Origin of the sequence: Achromobacter anxifer, from assembly GCF_903652925.1 — a bacterium.
GTDB classification, from domain to species: Bacteria; Pseudomonadota; Gammaproteobacteria; order Burkholderiales; family Burkholderiaceae_B; genus Achromobacter; species Achromobacter anxifer.
The window spans coordinates 43,194-56,645 of the sequence record NZ_CAHLAR010000009.1 but is presented as its reverse complement, the minus strand read 5'-3'; the positions used below and the strand labels follow the sequence as shown (position 1 = coordinate 56,645).

The following is a 13,452-nucleotide window of genomic DNA, read 5'->3' as shown; positions in this document are numbered from 1 at the left end:
GTGATGGCATTGCGCTTCTTATGTGTGCTGCGCTTGTGTGTGCTGCTTGTTGCTGGCTTGAGGATCGGCCAGGGCCTGGCGCAGCACCGCGGGCAGGATGCCGCCGGCTCGCCAGATGCGGATTTCGTGCTCGTTGTCCAGGCGGCACGTCAGGGTCAAGGGTTGCGACGCGTTCTTGCCGCGGATGACGCAGGACACCTGGCCCCGCGGCGCCAGCCCGGCGTCGATCTCGATGTCATAGGTCTCGCCACCGTCCAGCCCCAGGCTCAGGCGCGTGACGCCCGGCGGGAACTGCAGGGGCAGCACGCCCATGTTGACCAGGTTCGAGCGGTGGATGCGTTCGAAGCTCTCGGAGATCACCGCGCGCACGCCGAGCAGCCGGGTGCCCTTGGCCGCCCAGTCGCGCGAAGAGCCCGTGCCGTAGTCCTTGCCCGCGATCACCACCACCGGTACGCCGGCTTCGCGGTACCGCATGGCGGCGTCGTAGACCGGCATGACCTCGCCGTCCGGCTGGTGGCGCGTGGCGCCGGCCGGCCCCTGGGGCAGCAGTTCGTTCGCCAGGGTGGGCTGCGCGAAGGTGGCGCGCATCATCACCCGGTGGTTGCCGCGGCGCGCCAGGTAGGTGTGCAGATCTTCGGGCGCCACGCCCAGCGACTGCAGATAGCGGCCGGCGCTGGATTGGGGAGGAATCTCGTTGGCAGGCGAAATATGGTCGGTCGTGACCGAGTCGCCCAGGATCAGCAGCGCGCGCGCGTCCGTCAGGCGCACGGCGCCGTCCTGGGTGGGCACGTCCAGGTAGGGCGGGCGCCGCAGGTACAGGCTTTGGTCGTCCCAGGGATAGCAGGCGCCGGCGCTTGTGGGCAGGTCCTGCCAGGCCGGATCGCCGTCGAAGATGTCGCCATAGCGCCGCGTGTACAGGCCGGGATTCAGGTGCGCGGCGACGATGGCATCGATTTCCTCATCGGCTGGCCACAACTCCTGCAGGCGCACGGGCGTGCCGTCGGCGCGCCAGCCCACCGGATCCTGCTCCAGGTCCCGCTCCACGGTGCCGGCGAGCGCATAGGCCACCACCAGCGCGGGCGAGGCCAGGTAGTTGGCGCGCGCCAGCGGATGCACGCGGCCGGGAAAGTTGCGGTTGCCGGACAGCACGGCGGCCACGCGCGGGTTGCGCGTGGCGATGGCCTGTTCCACCTCGGGCGCCAGGGATCCGGACAGGCCGGCGCAGGTGGCGCAGCCGTAGCCGGCCGTCTGGAAGCCCAGCTGGTCCAGCGCCGCCTGCAGCCCGCTGGCCTGCAGGTAGTCGGTGACGACGCGGGAGCCGGGCGTGAACGAGGTCTTGGTCCAGGGCTGCGGCCGCAGTCCCAGCGCGACGGCCTTGCGCGCCAGGAGGCCCGCCGCCACCAGCAGCCTGGGGTTGGAGGTATTGGTGCAGCTGGTGATCGCGGCCAGCACCACGGCGCCTTCCGGCAGGGACGAGTCCGCCGCCGCGGGCATCGCGTTCGCCGCCTTCCTGAAGCTGACGGGCACCTCGGCCAGCGCGATGCGTTCCTGCGGCTTGTTCGGGCCGGCCGCCACCCGGCCGATCTGCTCCAGGTCCACGTCCACGATGCGGCTGTAGCCGGGAGGCTCGGCGCCCGGCTCGCGCCACAGGCCGGAAGCCCGGGCGTAGAGCCGCACCCGCTCCACCTGTTGCGGATCGCGGCCGGTGCGCAGCAGGTAGGACAGGGTTTCCTCGTCCACCGGGAAGTAGGCGCAGGTCGAGCCGTACTCCGGCGCCATGTTCGACAGGGTCGCGCGATCTTCCAGGGTGAGTGCGCCGTCCAGCGCGTCACCGGTGAATTCGACGAACTGCTCCACCACCTTGGCCTCGCGCAGGATGCGGGTCAGGCTCAGCACGATGTCGGTGGCGGTGACTCCCGGCGCCGGCCGGTTGTGCAGCCGCACGCCGACGACTTCCGGCGCCCGGAACACCAGGGCGTCGCCCAGCATGGCGGCTTCGGCTTCGATGCCGCCCACGCCCCAGCCCAGCACCCCCAGCGCGTTGACCATGCTGGTGTGGCTGTCGGTGCCCACCAGCGTATCCGGACAGGTCACGCGCGCGCCGCTGGCGGTGGTCCGCAGCGTCGCGACTTCGGCCAGGTATTCGATGTTGATCTGGTGCAGGATGCCCTTGCCGGGCGGCACCAGGCGCAGGTTGTCGAACGACTCCTGGGCCCATTTCAGGAAGGTGTAGCGTTCGCGGTTGCGCGCGTACTCGCTCGCTTCGTTGGCGGCGCGGGCGCCGGCGTGGCCCGCCTGCTCAGCGATCAGCGAATGGTCCACGATCAGGTCGACCGGGATGTGCGGATTGATGCGGGCGGGGTCGCCGCCCCGCGCCTGGATGGCGTCGCGCATCGCGGCGAGGTCGATCAGGCTGGGAATGCCGCTGACGTCCTGGGCCAGCACGCGCGCCGGATGCAGCCAGACATCGGCCGGCTCGGCGTCTTTCGGCGCGTCCGGATGATAGGTCCGCAGCAGCGCCTGCGCATGCGGCCGGCGGTCGTGCGCGGCGCTCTCGTGGCGCAGCGCGTTCTCGATCAGGACCCGCGCGACATAGGGCAGGCGGCGCGCGTCCAGGCCTTGCGCGGCGGCGTAGGCCGGCACGGAGTAGTGGCGGCCGTGGTCCGCGTCGTCCTGGTAGACGAGCAGGAACGGGTCATCCAGCGAGGAATGCATGATGGCGGTGTCTCCAGTTTCGTTATTTTTCAGCTTGCGCCGGACGCGGATCAGGCCGCCTTGCCAGCGTACAGCGCGTCCAGTTTTTGTTCGTAGGCGAAGTAGCCGATGCTCTCGTAGAGTTCGAGCCGCGTCTGCATTTCTTCCACCATGGCGCTCTGCGTGCCGTCGCGGCGGATGGCGGCGTAGGTGCGCTGCGCGGCGCGGTTCATGGCACGGAAAGCCGACAGCGGATACAGCGCGATGGCCACGTCGGCCGTTGCCAGTTCGTCGACGGTCAGCAGCGGGGTCTGGCCGAATTCCGTGATGTTGGCCAGGATCGGCGCGGCCAGGGCGCGCGCGAAATCCCGGAACCCCGCCAGATCGTGCACGGCCTCGGGGAAGGCCACGTCGGCGCCGGCCTCGATGCAGGCCGCCAACCGGTCCAGGGCGCTTTGCCTGCCCTCGCTGGCCAGCGCGTCGGTGCGCGCGATGATGACGAAATCAGGGTCGGTGCGGGCGTCGACCGCGGCCTTGATGCGGTCCACCATTTCGGGCAGCGTCACCACTTCCTTGTTCGGCCGGTGGCCGCAGCGCTTGGCGCCGGCCTGGTCCTCGATCTGCATGGCCGCCGCGCCGGCCGCGATCAGCGACCGGGTGGTGCGCGCCACATTGAAGGCCGAGGCGCCGAAACCGGTATCGACGTCCACGGTCAGGGGCAGCGGGCAGACTTCGGTGATGCGCCGCACGTCGGTCAGCACGTCCTCCAGGCCCACGATGCCCAGGTCGGGCACCCCCAGCGAACCGGCGGCCACGCCGCCGCCGGACAGGTAGATGGCGCGAAAGCCTGCCTGCTGAGCCAGCAGCGCATGGTTGGCGTTGATGGCGCCGACGACCTGCAGCGGGCGTTCGGCCTGCATGGCCAGGCGCATGCGCGCGCCGGCGCTGGCAGGGGCGGAAGGGGATGTGGGGACCATGGCGTACGCGCTCCGTCAGTAGGGGGATGTTCCTGCTCATGCAAGATGCGTACCAGCCTGCCTCGCTCCCGCTGCGGCGGGCGGGGGCGGGGTTTTGAATTTCAGAATTGAACGAACTGGATTTCAATGGTGAGATATGCGGGAGCCATACCCGGAGAATCCGCCATGCTGCCCGCCACGCCGTCGATCGAACAGGAGTCCGCCACGCTGCCCCGCATCTGGGCCATCGGCATGGCGCGCATTTCGCGCAGCTTTGCGCAGATCCTGCCGCGCTATGCGGGCCGTGGCGAATTCAAGCTGATCGAGGCCGGCTTCGAGGCGGCCGCCAGCGCCATCAACCAGGCGGTCCGAGCCGGACAGGTCGATGCCGTGGTTGCGGCGGGCCTGAATGGGGCTTATCTGCGGCGCCACGTCAGCGTGCCGGTGGTGCAGGTGAAGATCGTCGGCTTCGAGGTCATGAACGCGCTGTCCACGGCCCGCCGCATTTCGCCGCGGGTCGCGCTGCTGGGACAGGCGGCCCAGTATCCCGAACTCGACACCTTCCTGCGCACGTTCGCCCTGGACATCCCGGTGCGGACCTATCTCGATCCGGACGACGCGCTGGCCCAGGCCCAGGCGCTGAAGGACGAGGGCGTGGAGGTGATCGTCGGCTCCGGCCTGATCGTCGACTACGCCGAACGCATCGGGCTCACCGGCGTGCTGGTGTACTCGCTGTCGACCATCGGCGCCTGCATCGAGGATGCCATCGAAATCACGCGCCTGCAGCGCATCGAGTCCGGGCGGCGCGAATACCTCAATGCGGTGCTCTCCAACCTGGACGAGGGCGTCGCCGCGGTGGATGCCGCCGGCAGGATCCAGGCCCTGAACCCCGCCGTCGAGCGCCTGCTGGGCATCAGCGCCGCGGGCATGGCCGGACGCCGGCTGGAGGAAATTTCGCCCGCCCTGTCGCTGGACGAGGTGCTGCGCAGCGGCAAGCGCGAAGCCGAGTCGATCCATCGCCTGGCGGGCAAGATGGTGGTGGTGAACCGGATTCCGCTGGCGTCGGGCGCCGGCCTGTCCGGCGCAGTGCTGACCTTGCAGGAGGCGGGCGCGATCCATCGCGCCGACCGCAGCCTGCGCACGCGCGCCCGCATGCGCGCCCACGCCGTGCGCTACACGCTGGACGATCTGTTCGGGACCGCGCCGCCGGTCGAAAAAGTCCGCATGCTGGGCCGCCGCTACGCGCGCGTCGACTCCACGGTGCTGATCGGCGGCGAAAGCGGCACGGGCAAGGAAGTGCTGGCCCAGGGCATCCATCAGGCCAGCGCCAGGCACAGCTTTCCGTTCATCGCGGTCAATTGCGCGGCCTTTCCGGAAAGCCTGCTGGAGAGCGAGCTGTTCGGCTACGAGGACGGCGCGTTCAGCGGCGCCCGCCGCGGCGGCAAGCCGGGACTGTTCGAGTCGGCTCACAATGGCACGCTGTTCCTGGACGAAGTGGGCGACATGCCCGCCGCGTTGCAGATCCGCCTGTTGCGGGTGTTGCAGGAACGGCAGGTCATGCCGGTGGGCGGCAGCGAGGCCGTGCCGGTCAATGTGCGCATCATCGCGGCGACGCACCGCGATCTGGCGGCGATGGTCGCCTCGGGCGATTTTCGCCAGGACCTGTTTTTCCGCCTGAACATCCTGCGCATCGACATGCCCACGCTGCGCGAGCGCGGGCAGGACATCTGGCCGCTGGCGCAACTGCTGTATGGCCGCATCCAGGAAAACCTGGGCCTGCTGCCGGGCCGGCCGCTGTCGCCCTGCACCCGGGACGCGCTGATGGCATACGCCTGGCCCGGCAATATCCGGGAGCTGGAGAACGTGCTGGAGCGCCTGGCGGTCTACCTTGCGGAGATGCCGGAGGACATGGCCGACGCCCAGATGCGGCGCATCGTTGGCGACGTCGCGCCCGAACTGGCGCGCCAGGCGGTGCAAGAAGGGCAGGCGGCGGAGTCGCTGGCCGGCAATGCGCGGCGCCGCGACGCAGCCCATATACGGGCGGTGCTGGCCCGTTGCAACGGCAACCGCCAGGAGGCTTGCGCCATTCTGGGGATCAGTCCGACCACGCTGTGGCGGCGGCTGCGGGAATAGGGGGAGGGCAGGCGCCCGCAAGACGAGGCAGGCGCCAGTCCGTGGCGGCGAACGGTTCAGCTGCTGCCCTGGTCGGCAGCGCGCAGGATGCCGTAAAGCTTGTCCTTCAAGTGCAGCTTTTCCTTCTTGAGCACTTCGACCTCATTGCCCGAGGCAGGCTGGATGCCGGCCTCCATGTTCTTGATTTCCTGGTCCAGGTCATTGTGGCGCTGGAACAGCGCGGAGAAATGCGCGTTTTCGGATTTCAGCTGGGTAATGAGGTGACGGTATTCAGGGAACATAGGGGCCTCTTTAAAGAACCGGTTGATGGGCACTGCGGGGAAACCGGGGAACCTGATGATCCTTAAGCTTTCGATTCCATGACACGCCAACCCCGCGCCCTTGTCAACCATCCGGGCGCATGCCTTCCGTCCGAGAATTGATGCCGCGCAAAGGGGAAGCAGGGACGCCATTCTGTCGCGCCTGATCACGTTTTATTACATGAAGATCCGTCCCCGGCGATAAACTCGCTTCCCCGTGGTCTGCCATAAATTTGAAATGAATCAGCGCGCGTCCATCCTTCGCCAGGTCTTACAGCTTTTCAAGCAGGACGGGAGGATCCACCCGGGTACGGGCATGATGAGCGGCGTGATCGCGCTGTTCCTGGCGATCCTGGCGGTCCTCGGCGTCCTGGCGTTCCATTTCCCCGCCTACCTGACCACGCCGGAGCTGCGCAGCTTCTACAACGTGGACGCGATGCGCGCGCTGCTGTTCACCGCGCTGCTGATCTCGGGCACCATCGCGCTGGCCAATACCGTGCTGGGCCGCCAGCGCTGGCTGAACATCGCCGCCTTCGTGCTGGTGTGCGGCGCGGTGGCCGCGGGCGGCAGCAACGTGGTGGTGACCACTTCCAATACGGGCAGCCATCCCTACCTGGGCCTGGACTGGTTCATCCTGGACCTGCTGGCTTCCAGCACCGTCTTCATCATTTTCGAGAAGCTGTTCCCCCTGTATCCGGGCCAGCCCGTGTTCCGCGGCGAATGGCAGGTGGACATGAAGCACTTCCTGTTCAACCACCTCTCGGTGGGGGCGGTGCTGCTGTGCATCAACTTCTTCGTGCACCGGCTGTTCTCCTGGGCGGCTTACGAGCCCCTGCAGCAGGCCATCCAGTCCTTGCCCTATCTGGCGGAGCTGTTCGTGGCCGTGCTGGTGGCGGATCTGGTGCAGTACGCGGCGCATCGCGCCTACCACGAGGTGCCGTTCCTGTGGCGGATCCACGCGGTGCATCACAGCACCCGCACGCTGGACTGGCTGGCCGGTTCGCGGCTGCACATCGTCGAATTGCTGATCACCCGCGTGGCGGTGCTGGGCGTGTTGTTCGCGCTGGGCTTCTCCAAGCCGGTGCTGGACGCCTACATCATCATCGTGGGCTTCCAGGCGGTGCTGATCCATTCCAACGTCAGGCTGCCCTGGGGCTGGCTACGTTACATCATCGTGACGCCGGACTCCCACCATTGGCACCATTCCTCGGACACCGAGGCGATCGACCGCAACTATGCCGCCCACTTCTCGTTCATCGACTACGCCTTTGGCACGGCGGTGCGCGGCGTGAGCAAGCGCCTGCCCGAGAACTACGGCATTCTGGACAACGACATGCCGGGCACCTTCCTGGCGCAGCAGGCCTACCCCTTCGCGCGCAAGAAATAAAACGGCGGCGCGCATCGTGCGCGCCGCCTTCGAAGCTGCCACGGGCCGGCGCGGCCCGTCCAGCCACTATCCGCCAGTTACTTGCTGGCCTTGACGGTCGAGTAAGCCGCCATCAGGTTGCGGTAGTCGGGGATGTGGTTGGAGAACAGCGTGCCCAGGCCTTCGATGTCATTGCGCCAGTCGCGGTGCAGTTCGCAGGCCACGCCGAACCAGCTCAGCAATTGCGCGCCGGCCTGTTCCATGCGGCTCCAGGCGGCGTTACGGGTCACTTCATTGAAGGTGCCGGACGCGTCGGTGACCACGAACACCTCGAAGCCTTCCTCCAGGGCCGACAGCGCGGGGAAGGCCACGCACACTTCCGTGACCACGCCGGCGATGATCAGCTGCTTCTTGCCGGTGGCCTTGACCGCCTTGACGAAGTCCTCGTTGTCCCAGGCGTTGATGTTGCCGGGGCGGGCGATGTAGGGCGCCTTGGGGAATTTGTCCTTCAGTTCCTGCACCAGCGGGCCGTTGGGGCCGTCCTCGAAGCTGGTGGTGAGGATGGTGGGCAGCTTGAAGTATTCGGCCAGGTCGGCCAGCGCCAGCACATTGTTCTTGAACTGGTCGGGCTGGAAGTCCCGCACCAGGGACAGCAGGCCCACCTGGTGGTCCACCAGCAGCACTGCGGCCTGGGTCTTGTCGAGTTTCACGTAGGGTTTGGTCATTGCGTACTCCATGAGGTAAGGCGCGCGCCTCGCGACGCGCTGGAAAACCGGGTGCAGCTCAACGCTGCGAGTCGAGCTGTTCGCCCTTTTTGACGACTTCCTGGGCCCGGTTGTAGCTTTCGATCAGCAGCTGGTAGGGCGGGAAGATCTTGGTATAGACCTCGGCCCACTTGGCCGCGTCCTCGCGGTTCCAGGTCTTTTGCAGTTCGGCGGCGACGGCGCCCGTGTCCATGGGCACCACGCCCGCCTGGACCACGCGCGCCAGGGTGATTTCCTGGGCCATCTTGCTGTACGTGCCCGAGGCGTCGACCACCACGAAGACCTTGTAGCCTTCGGCCACGGCGCTGATGGCGGGGAAGGCCATGCAGACGCTGGTGATGGTGCCGGCGATGATCAGGGTCTTACGGCCGGTGGCCTTCACCGCCGCGACGAATTCCGGGTTGTCCCAGGCATTGATCTCGCCCTTGCGGGCCACGTACTTGGCATGCGGGGCGTTCTCATGGATTTCCGGGATCAGCGGGCCGTTGGGGCCCTGTGGCACGGAGGCCGTCGTGATGACCGGCAGCTTCGCCAGGGTGGCCATGGAGGCCAGGGCGCCCGCGAGCGAGCGCAGTTCGGTCATCGGCATGTCGGCGACCGTCTGGAACAGGCCGCTTTGGTGATCGATCAGCAACATGGCGGCATCGTTGGGATCGATGACGGGGCGTTGGCCGTTGAAGTTGGCGGGGACGCTCATGATGTGCTCCTGATGACTTGGGGGATAGTCATCCTAGGAGCAAGTCATGGGGGCTGTGTAGGCCTGGAAAATGGGTTGCTGCGTCCCATCCGTCGGACGCTGCGCCTACTTCAGCGTGGGCAGCTTGTGGCGGACCTGGGAGTCGTGCTCGCGCCTGGCGACGTCGCGGTACTCCGTGCTCATGAAGTCCAGCAGATCCCGCACGCCGGGCAGCAGGCCGCGGCGCGAAGGGAAGATGGCATGGACGCTGCCGGCCTCGGGCTGCCAGGGCGCGCCCACGTCCACCAGGGTACCGGCGTCCAGCTCGTCGCGGATCATCAGCAGGGGCAGGGCGACCACGCCCACGCCGTTCAGCGCGGCCCGCTTCAGCGCCAGCATGTCGTCCGTCACCAGGCGCGGGGTGAAGGGCACGATCATGCGCGCGCCGTCCGGTCCGTCCAGCCGCCAATGGGATTCGCGCTGCTCCGTGCCCAGGGCCAGCGTGGGCAGCTGGCTCAGGGCGTTGGGATCGCCCGGCAACGGGAGCGCGCGCGCCAGCTCCGGGCTGGCCACCAGGCACTGGCAGCTCATGCCCAGGGGTTTCATCACCAGATCGCTGCTTTCTATGGGGCCGAAGCGCACGCGCACCGCGATGTCGAAGCCTTCGCGCAGCACGTCCACCGGCCGGCTGAAGCTCTTCAGGTAGACGTTGACCTTGGGGCAGCGCACCATGAAGCGCGCCACCAGCTCGCCCAGGAAGTAATAGATCAGCGCGGGCGGGGCGCTCATGCGTATGGTGCCTTGCGGCTCGGCGCGGGTGCGGTCGATGACTTCCTGCGCGGCCTCCGCGCCGGCCAGCATCGACAGGCATTGTTCGTAGTATTCCTGACCCAGTTCGGTCACGGCGAAGCTGCGCGTGGAACGCTGGATGAGCCGCACGCCCAGCCGGTCTTCCAGCAGCGCGATGCGCCGGCTGAGGCGGGACTTGGGTATGTCCAGCGCCCGTCCGGCCGGCGCGAACCCGCCGTTCTTGACGACCTGGACGAAGTAATAGAGGTCATTCAAGTCGTGCATGCTGCTACCCCGCTGTTCTGATAATAGGACGTCAAGGGGAGCATATAACGGCGGCGGTATGGCGCGGCGGCGTTTTCTTTTACATTTGCGAGTACGCACAGGAGCCGACATGCCCGCTTCCGACCCCGCAACGCTTGCCCGCGAAATCAAGGCGGCGCAGGACCATGCTTCTTCCATCGCGCCGGTCACGGCCAGGCGTCCGCGCTTCGATCTGGACGCCGCCTATGAGGTGGCGGCGCGCATACACCAGGCCCGGCTGGCCGAAGGCGCGCTGCTCGTCGGCCGCAAGATCGGCTTCACCAATCCGGCGATGTGGGCGGCGCTGGGCGTGGACTTCCCGGTGTGGGGGCGCGTCTACGAGCACAGCGCCGTTTACGACGACACCGGCGAGGTCCATTGCCGCCTGGGCCGCTATGTCGAGCCGCGCATCGAGCCGGAAATCGTGCTGCACTTCCATTCAGCGCCGCCGCAAACGCGGGATCCGGCCCGCATACTGGAATGCGTGGACTGGATCGCGCATGGTTTTGAACTGGTGCAGTCGCACTATCCCGCCTGGCAGTTCCAGGCTGCGGATACCGTGGCGGACAATGCCCTGCACGGCGCGCTCTTCATCGGCCCGCTCAAGGACGCGGCGGATCTGGGGCCTGACCTGATCGAGCGGCTGGCGGGCTTCCGGGTGGACCTGTCCTGCAACGGCGTCCTGCGCGAGAGCGGGACCGGCGCCAATGTGCTGGGCAGTCCGCTGGCGGCGCTGGCCCATCTGCTGGCGGTGCTGGCCGAACGGCCGAAGGAAGAGGCGATCCAGGCGGGCGAGCTGGTCACGACCGGAACGCTGACCAAAGCCTTTCCGGTGCATGCGGGCGAGACCTGGAGCACCGAGCTCGATGGCATCGGGCTGCCAGGCCTGCGGATCGTGTTCGACGAATGAGCCCTAGACGCTGGCGCGCCGGTTGAGCGTCAGCGGAAAGACTTCCTGGCGCGCGACGGGAGCGCCGCCGTTCAGGCGTTGCAGCAGCAGTTCGCCGGCGCGCGCGCCCAGCTTGCGGCTGTCCACGCCGATGGTGGTCAGGCCTGGCTCGATTTCGCTGGCGATGTCGGTGTCGCCGAAACCCAGGATGGCGATGTCCTTTGGAATGGCGAGCTTGCGGTCGCGCGCCTCGAACAGCGCGCCCACGGCCAGCAGGTCGTTGGCGCAGAACACGGCGTCGAAGGCCTGGCCCATGGCCAGCAGCCGGCTCAGCGCGGCGCGCCCATCGGCGATGGTCTGCGCGTTGTCCACGGCCAGCTCGGCCACCACTTGCAGGCCGAGTTCGGCCGCCGCGGCGTTGAAGCCCTGGCGGCGCAGTTCGCCGCGCCCGCCCTGGCGCGCCACGAAGGCCACGCGCCGGTAGCCGCGTTCGGCCAGGTGGCGCGCGGCCATGGCGCCGCCGTCGTAGTTGGAAAACCCGACCAGCATGTCGATGGGATCGCGCGGATAGGCCCAGGTCTCCATGATGGGGATGCCCAGGTCGCGCAGCGACTGGCGGTTTTCTTCGAGTTCGATGACGCCGGTGAACAACACCGCGGCCGGGCGCAGCGCGCGCAGCGACGCGATCATGCTGGTTTCCTTGGCGTACGAATACGAGGTCTGGCCCACCATCAGCTGATAGCCCTGCGGCTCCAGCACCTCGGCGCAGCCCTGCACGGCCAGCGCGAACTGCTGGCTGAGGATATTGGACACGAAGGCCGCGACCACGCTGGACTGCCCGGAACGCAGGGCCCGCGCATGCGGATTGGAGGCATAGCCGGTCTGCGCCACCACCTGCAGGATGCGGTCGCGCTTTTCGGCGGCCACTTTTTCCGGCTGGCGCAAGGCCCGTGACACGGTGATGGGCGAAACTCCGGCCAGCCGCGCCACTTCCTCGATGCGCGGCGGCTTGGCGGGGGCGGCCGCGCGCGCGGGCGCGGGGCCGCCTTCGGGCCGCACGCGCAGCACGTCGTCGTAGGTCGGGGAGTCGGAGGGCGCGGGCCGGTGGGTCATGCGGTTTCTTTTGATTGTTCCGGGTTCAGGCGGCAGCCGTCAGGATATCAGCCTGGCCGACCGGGCGCGCAACCTGGATCAGGCTGTCGCCCGATTCGCAGTCGGTATGCAGGCGCCGCGAAATGACGATGCCCGATACCCGGAAGCGCAGGACTTCCTCTTCCGCGTGCAGCTGGTTGAGGTCGTGGTAGTAGCCCGCGACATCGCCCTGGCGGACGGTCGCGCCGATGTCGACCGCGGGTTCGAACCAGCCCCGGCGGGTGGCGAAGATGTTCTGTTCGTGGCTGTCCAGCTCCAGCAGCTGCATGCCGGGGGCGGCGGGCTGGTGCGGGCCCAGCACCGGCGCGTCCGTCACGCCCAGCTTCTGCAGCAGGTTGTCGATGGCGCGCTGCGTGGCGGCCAACGTCGCTGGCGTCAGCGTGCCGCCGCCGCCGAATTCGCCGCTGATGCCGATGGCGCCGGCGCGCGCCGCCGCCGCCATGGAGGTGGGCGCATCGCGGCCGTTGGCGGCAACGAAGGCGTGGCTCATGCCCAGCGATCTCATCAGGTCCAGCGCGCGCGCCATGCGCTCGGGCGAATCCTGGCGTTCGATCAGGGCGGTGGGCAGGTGCGCCATCGAGGTGCCGCCGGAATGGATATCGAACACCACGTCATGGCGCGGAAACAGCTCATGCTCCAGGAAGTGCGCCAGCCTCTCGGTCGGCGTGCCGCCGGGCACGCCGGGAAAGGCGCGGTTGAGATTGCCGTGGTCCAGCGGCGAACGCCGCCGCGCCGCCATCACGGCGGGCAGGTTGGCCAGCGGCAGGATGGTGACCTCGCCGCGCACGCGCGCGGGATCCAGGCGGCGGATCAGCCGGCCCAGGGCGACTTCGCCTTCGTATTCGTCGCCGTGATTGCCCGCCATCAGCAGCACGCGCGGGCCGCTGCCGTTGCGGATGCGGCAGATGGGCGTCTTGATCTGGTAGTAGGGCGAACGGTCCACCGAATAGGGGGTGCCCAGGAAGCTGAGCGCCTTGCCGTCGGCGTCGAAGTCTATCTCGTGAAACAGGCCGGTATGCATGGGGAAGCAATGGCGCCGCGGGGGGCGGCGCAAGAATGGATCGGAAGGGGGGCGGGCCGCGCTTAGCGCAGCGCGGCGACCGCGGTCATCTCGACCCGCAGGTCGGGGTCGGCCAGGCGGGCCTCGACGCAGGCGCGGGCGGGCGGATTGGCGGGATCGATCCAGGCGTCGTAGACACTGTTCATGGCGTCGAAGTCGCCGATGGCGGGCAGGAACACGTCCACCGCCAGCAGGCGCGACTTGTCGCTGCCGGCCTCGGCCAGCAGCGCTTCGATCTTGGCCAGCACTTCGCGGGTCTGCGATTCCAGCGAGCCCTGGCGGTTGTCGGCCACCTGGCCGGCGATGAACACGAAGCCGTTGTACGACACGGCCTGGCTCATGCGCGAGCCGGATTTGTAGCGTTTGATCAT

At 68.1% G+C, this 13,452-nt stretch carries 12 protein-coding genes; 3 read left to right on the top strand and 9 right to left on the bottom strand.

From position 1 onward, the window contains the following. Nucleotides 1-18: 18 nt before the first annotated feature. Together acnA and prpB are read right to left on the bottom strand one after the other, a co-directional pair. Entirely contained in the window at nucleotides 19-2,715 is a 2,697-nt protein-coding gene (gene acnA / locus HWY37_RS24935; protein ID WP_176090088.1) for an aconitate hydratase AcnA, read from the bottom strand. A gap of 50 nt (nucleotides 2,716-2,765) precedes the next feature. Beyond that, nucleotides 2,766-3,671 carry a methylisocitrate lyase gene (prpB, locus tag HWY37_RS24930; protein ID WP_175206266.1) on the bottom strand — a complete coding sequence of 302 codons (906 nt, stop codon included), beginning with the start codon at nucleotides 3,669-3,671 and terminating at the stop codon, nucleotides 2,766-2,768. 165 nt (nucleotides 3,672-3,836) lie between these two features. On the opposite strand from prpB, the gene prpR reads away from it, so the two are divergent. Continuing rightward, complete coding sequence (prpR, locus tag HWY37_RS24925; RefSeq protein ID WP_175206267.1) at nucleotides 3,837-5,783, top strand: propionate catabolism operon regulatory protein PrpR; 1,947 nt, start codon at nucleotides 3,837-3,839, stop codon at nucleotides 5,781-5,783. A 56-nt stretch (nucleotides 5,784-5,839) separates the two neighbouring features. Here the strand turns inward: prpR and HWY37_RS24920 are convergent, their stop codons facing one another. Next, nucleotides 5,840-6,064 (bottom strand): HP1242/YdcH family protein, encoded by a 225-nt coding sequence (locus HWY37_RS24920; RefSeq protein ID WP_176090087.1) that lies wholly within the window; start codon nucleotides 6,062-6,064, stop codon nucleotides 5,840-5,842. A gap of 256 nt (nucleotides 6,065-6,320) precedes the next feature. Between HWY37_RS24920 and HWY37_RS24915 the strand changes: the two genes are divergently transcribed. Further along, nucleotides 6,321-7,469, top strand: coding sequence for a sterol desaturase family protein (locus HWY37_RS24915; protein ID WP_176090086.1), 1,149 nt, complete (start codon nucleotides 6,321-6,323; stop codon nucleotides 7,467-7,469). A gap of 77 nt (nucleotides 7,470-7,546) precedes the next feature. On the opposite strand, the gene ycaC is transcribed toward HWY37_RS24915, so the two are convergent. From ycaC to HWY37_RS24900, 3 genes are all read right to left on the bottom strand, one after another. Then, complete coding sequence (ycaC, locus tag HWY37_RS24910; protein WP_175206269.1) at nucleotides 7,547-8,173, bottom strand: isochorismate family cysteine hydrolase YcaC; 627 nt, start codon at nucleotides 8,171-8,173, stop codon at nucleotides 7,547-7,549. Nucleotides 8,174-8,231: 58 nt separating this feature from the next. After that, nucleotides 8,232-8,909: a hydrolase gene (locus HWY37_RS24905; protein WP_176090085.1), complete on the bottom strand. Its 678-nt coding sequence runs from the start codon at nucleotides 8,907-8,909 to the stop codon at nucleotides 8,232-8,234. A gap of 105 nt (nucleotides 8,910-9,014) precedes the next feature. After that, nucleotides 9,015-9,962, bottom strand: coding sequence for a LysR substrate-binding domain-containing protein (locus tag HWY37_RS24900; protein ID WP_176090084.1), 948 nt, complete (start codon nucleotides 9,960-9,962; stop codon nucleotides 9,015-9,017). Between the two features lie 109 nt (nucleotides 9,963-10,071). Between HWY37_RS24900 and HWY37_RS24895 the strand changes: the two genes are divergently transcribed. Continuing rightward, nucleotides 10,072-10,890 (top strand): 2-keto-4-pentenoate hydratase, encoded by an 819-nt coding sequence (locus tag HWY37_RS24895; protein ID WP_175206272.1) that lies wholly within the window; start codon nucleotides 10,072-10,074, stop codon nucleotides 10,888-10,890. A gap of 3 nt (nucleotides 10,891-10,893) precedes the next feature. On the opposite strand, the gene HWY37_RS24890 is transcribed toward HWY37_RS24895, so the two are convergent. The 3 genes from HWY37_RS24890 to HWY37_RS24880 form a co-directional block, all read right to left on the bottom strand. Next, nucleotides 10,894-11,982 (bottom strand): LacI family DNA-binding transcriptional regulator, encoded by a 1,089-nt coding sequence (locus HWY37_RS24890; RefSeq protein WP_175206273.1) that lies wholly within the window; start codon nucleotides 11,980-11,982, stop codon nucleotides 10,894-10,896. A 25-nt stretch (nucleotides 11,983-12,007) separates the two neighbouring features. Then, complete coding sequence (locus tag HWY37_RS24885) at nucleotides 12,008-13,042, bottom strand: M14 family metallopeptidase (RefSeq protein ID WP_175206274.1); 1,035 nt, start codon at nucleotides 13,040-13,042, stop codon at nucleotides 12,008-12,010. Between the two features lie 62 nt (nucleotides 13,043-13,104). Continuing rightward, nucleotides 13,105-13,452, bottom strand: a complete 348-nt coding sequence (locus HWY37_RS24880) for a RidA family protein (protein WP_175206275.1) — start codon at nucleotides 13,450-13,452, stop codon at nucleotides 13,105-13,107.

Coding starts and splice junctions, on each gene's coding strand:
- acnA (WP_176090088.1), bottom strand. CDS start 2,715: ATGCATTCCTCGCTGGATGACCCGTTCCTGCTCGTCTACCAGGACGAC.
- prpB (WP_175206266.1), bottom strand. CDS start 3,671: ATGGTCCCCACATCCCCTTCCGCCCCTGCCAGCGCCGGCGCGCGCATG.
- prpR (WP_175206267.1), top strand. CDS start 3,837: ATGCTGCCCGCCACGCCGTCGATCGAACAGGAGTCCGCCACGCTGCCC.
- HWY37_RS24920 (WP_176090087.1), bottom strand. CDS start 6,064: ATGTTCCCTGAATACCGTCACCTCATTACCCAGCTGAAATCCGAAAAC.
- HWY37_RS24915 (WP_176090086.1), top strand. CDS start 6,321: ATGAATCAGCGCGCGTCCATCCTTCGCCAGGTCTTACAGCTTTTCAAG.
- ycaC (WP_175206269.1), bottom strand. CDS start 8,173: ATGACCAAACCCTACGTGAAACTCGACAAGACCCAGGCCGCAGTGCTG.
- HWY37_RS24905 (WP_176090085.1), bottom strand. CDS start 8,909: ATGAGCGTCCCCGCCAACTTCAACGGCCAACGCCCCGTCATCGATCCC.
- HWY37_RS24900 (WP_176090084.1), bottom strand. CDS start 9,962: ATGCACGACTTGAATGACCTCTATTACTTCGTCCAGGTCGTCAAGAAC.
- HWY37_RS24895 (WP_175206272.1), top strand. CDS start 10,072: ATGCCCGCTTCCGACCCCGCAACGCTTGCCCGCGAAATCAAGGCGGCG.
- HWY37_RS24890 (WP_175206273.1), bottom strand. CDS start 11,982: ATGACCCACCGGCCCGCGCCCTCCGACTCCCCGACCTACGACGACGTG.
- HWY37_RS24885 (WP_175206274.1), bottom strand. CDS start 13,042: ATGCATACCGGCCTGTTTCACGAGATAGACTTCGACGCCGACGGCAAG.
- HWY37_RS24880 (WP_175206275.1), bottom strand. CDS start 13,452: ATGATCAAACGCTACAAATCCGGCTCGCGCATGAGCCAGGCCGTGTCG.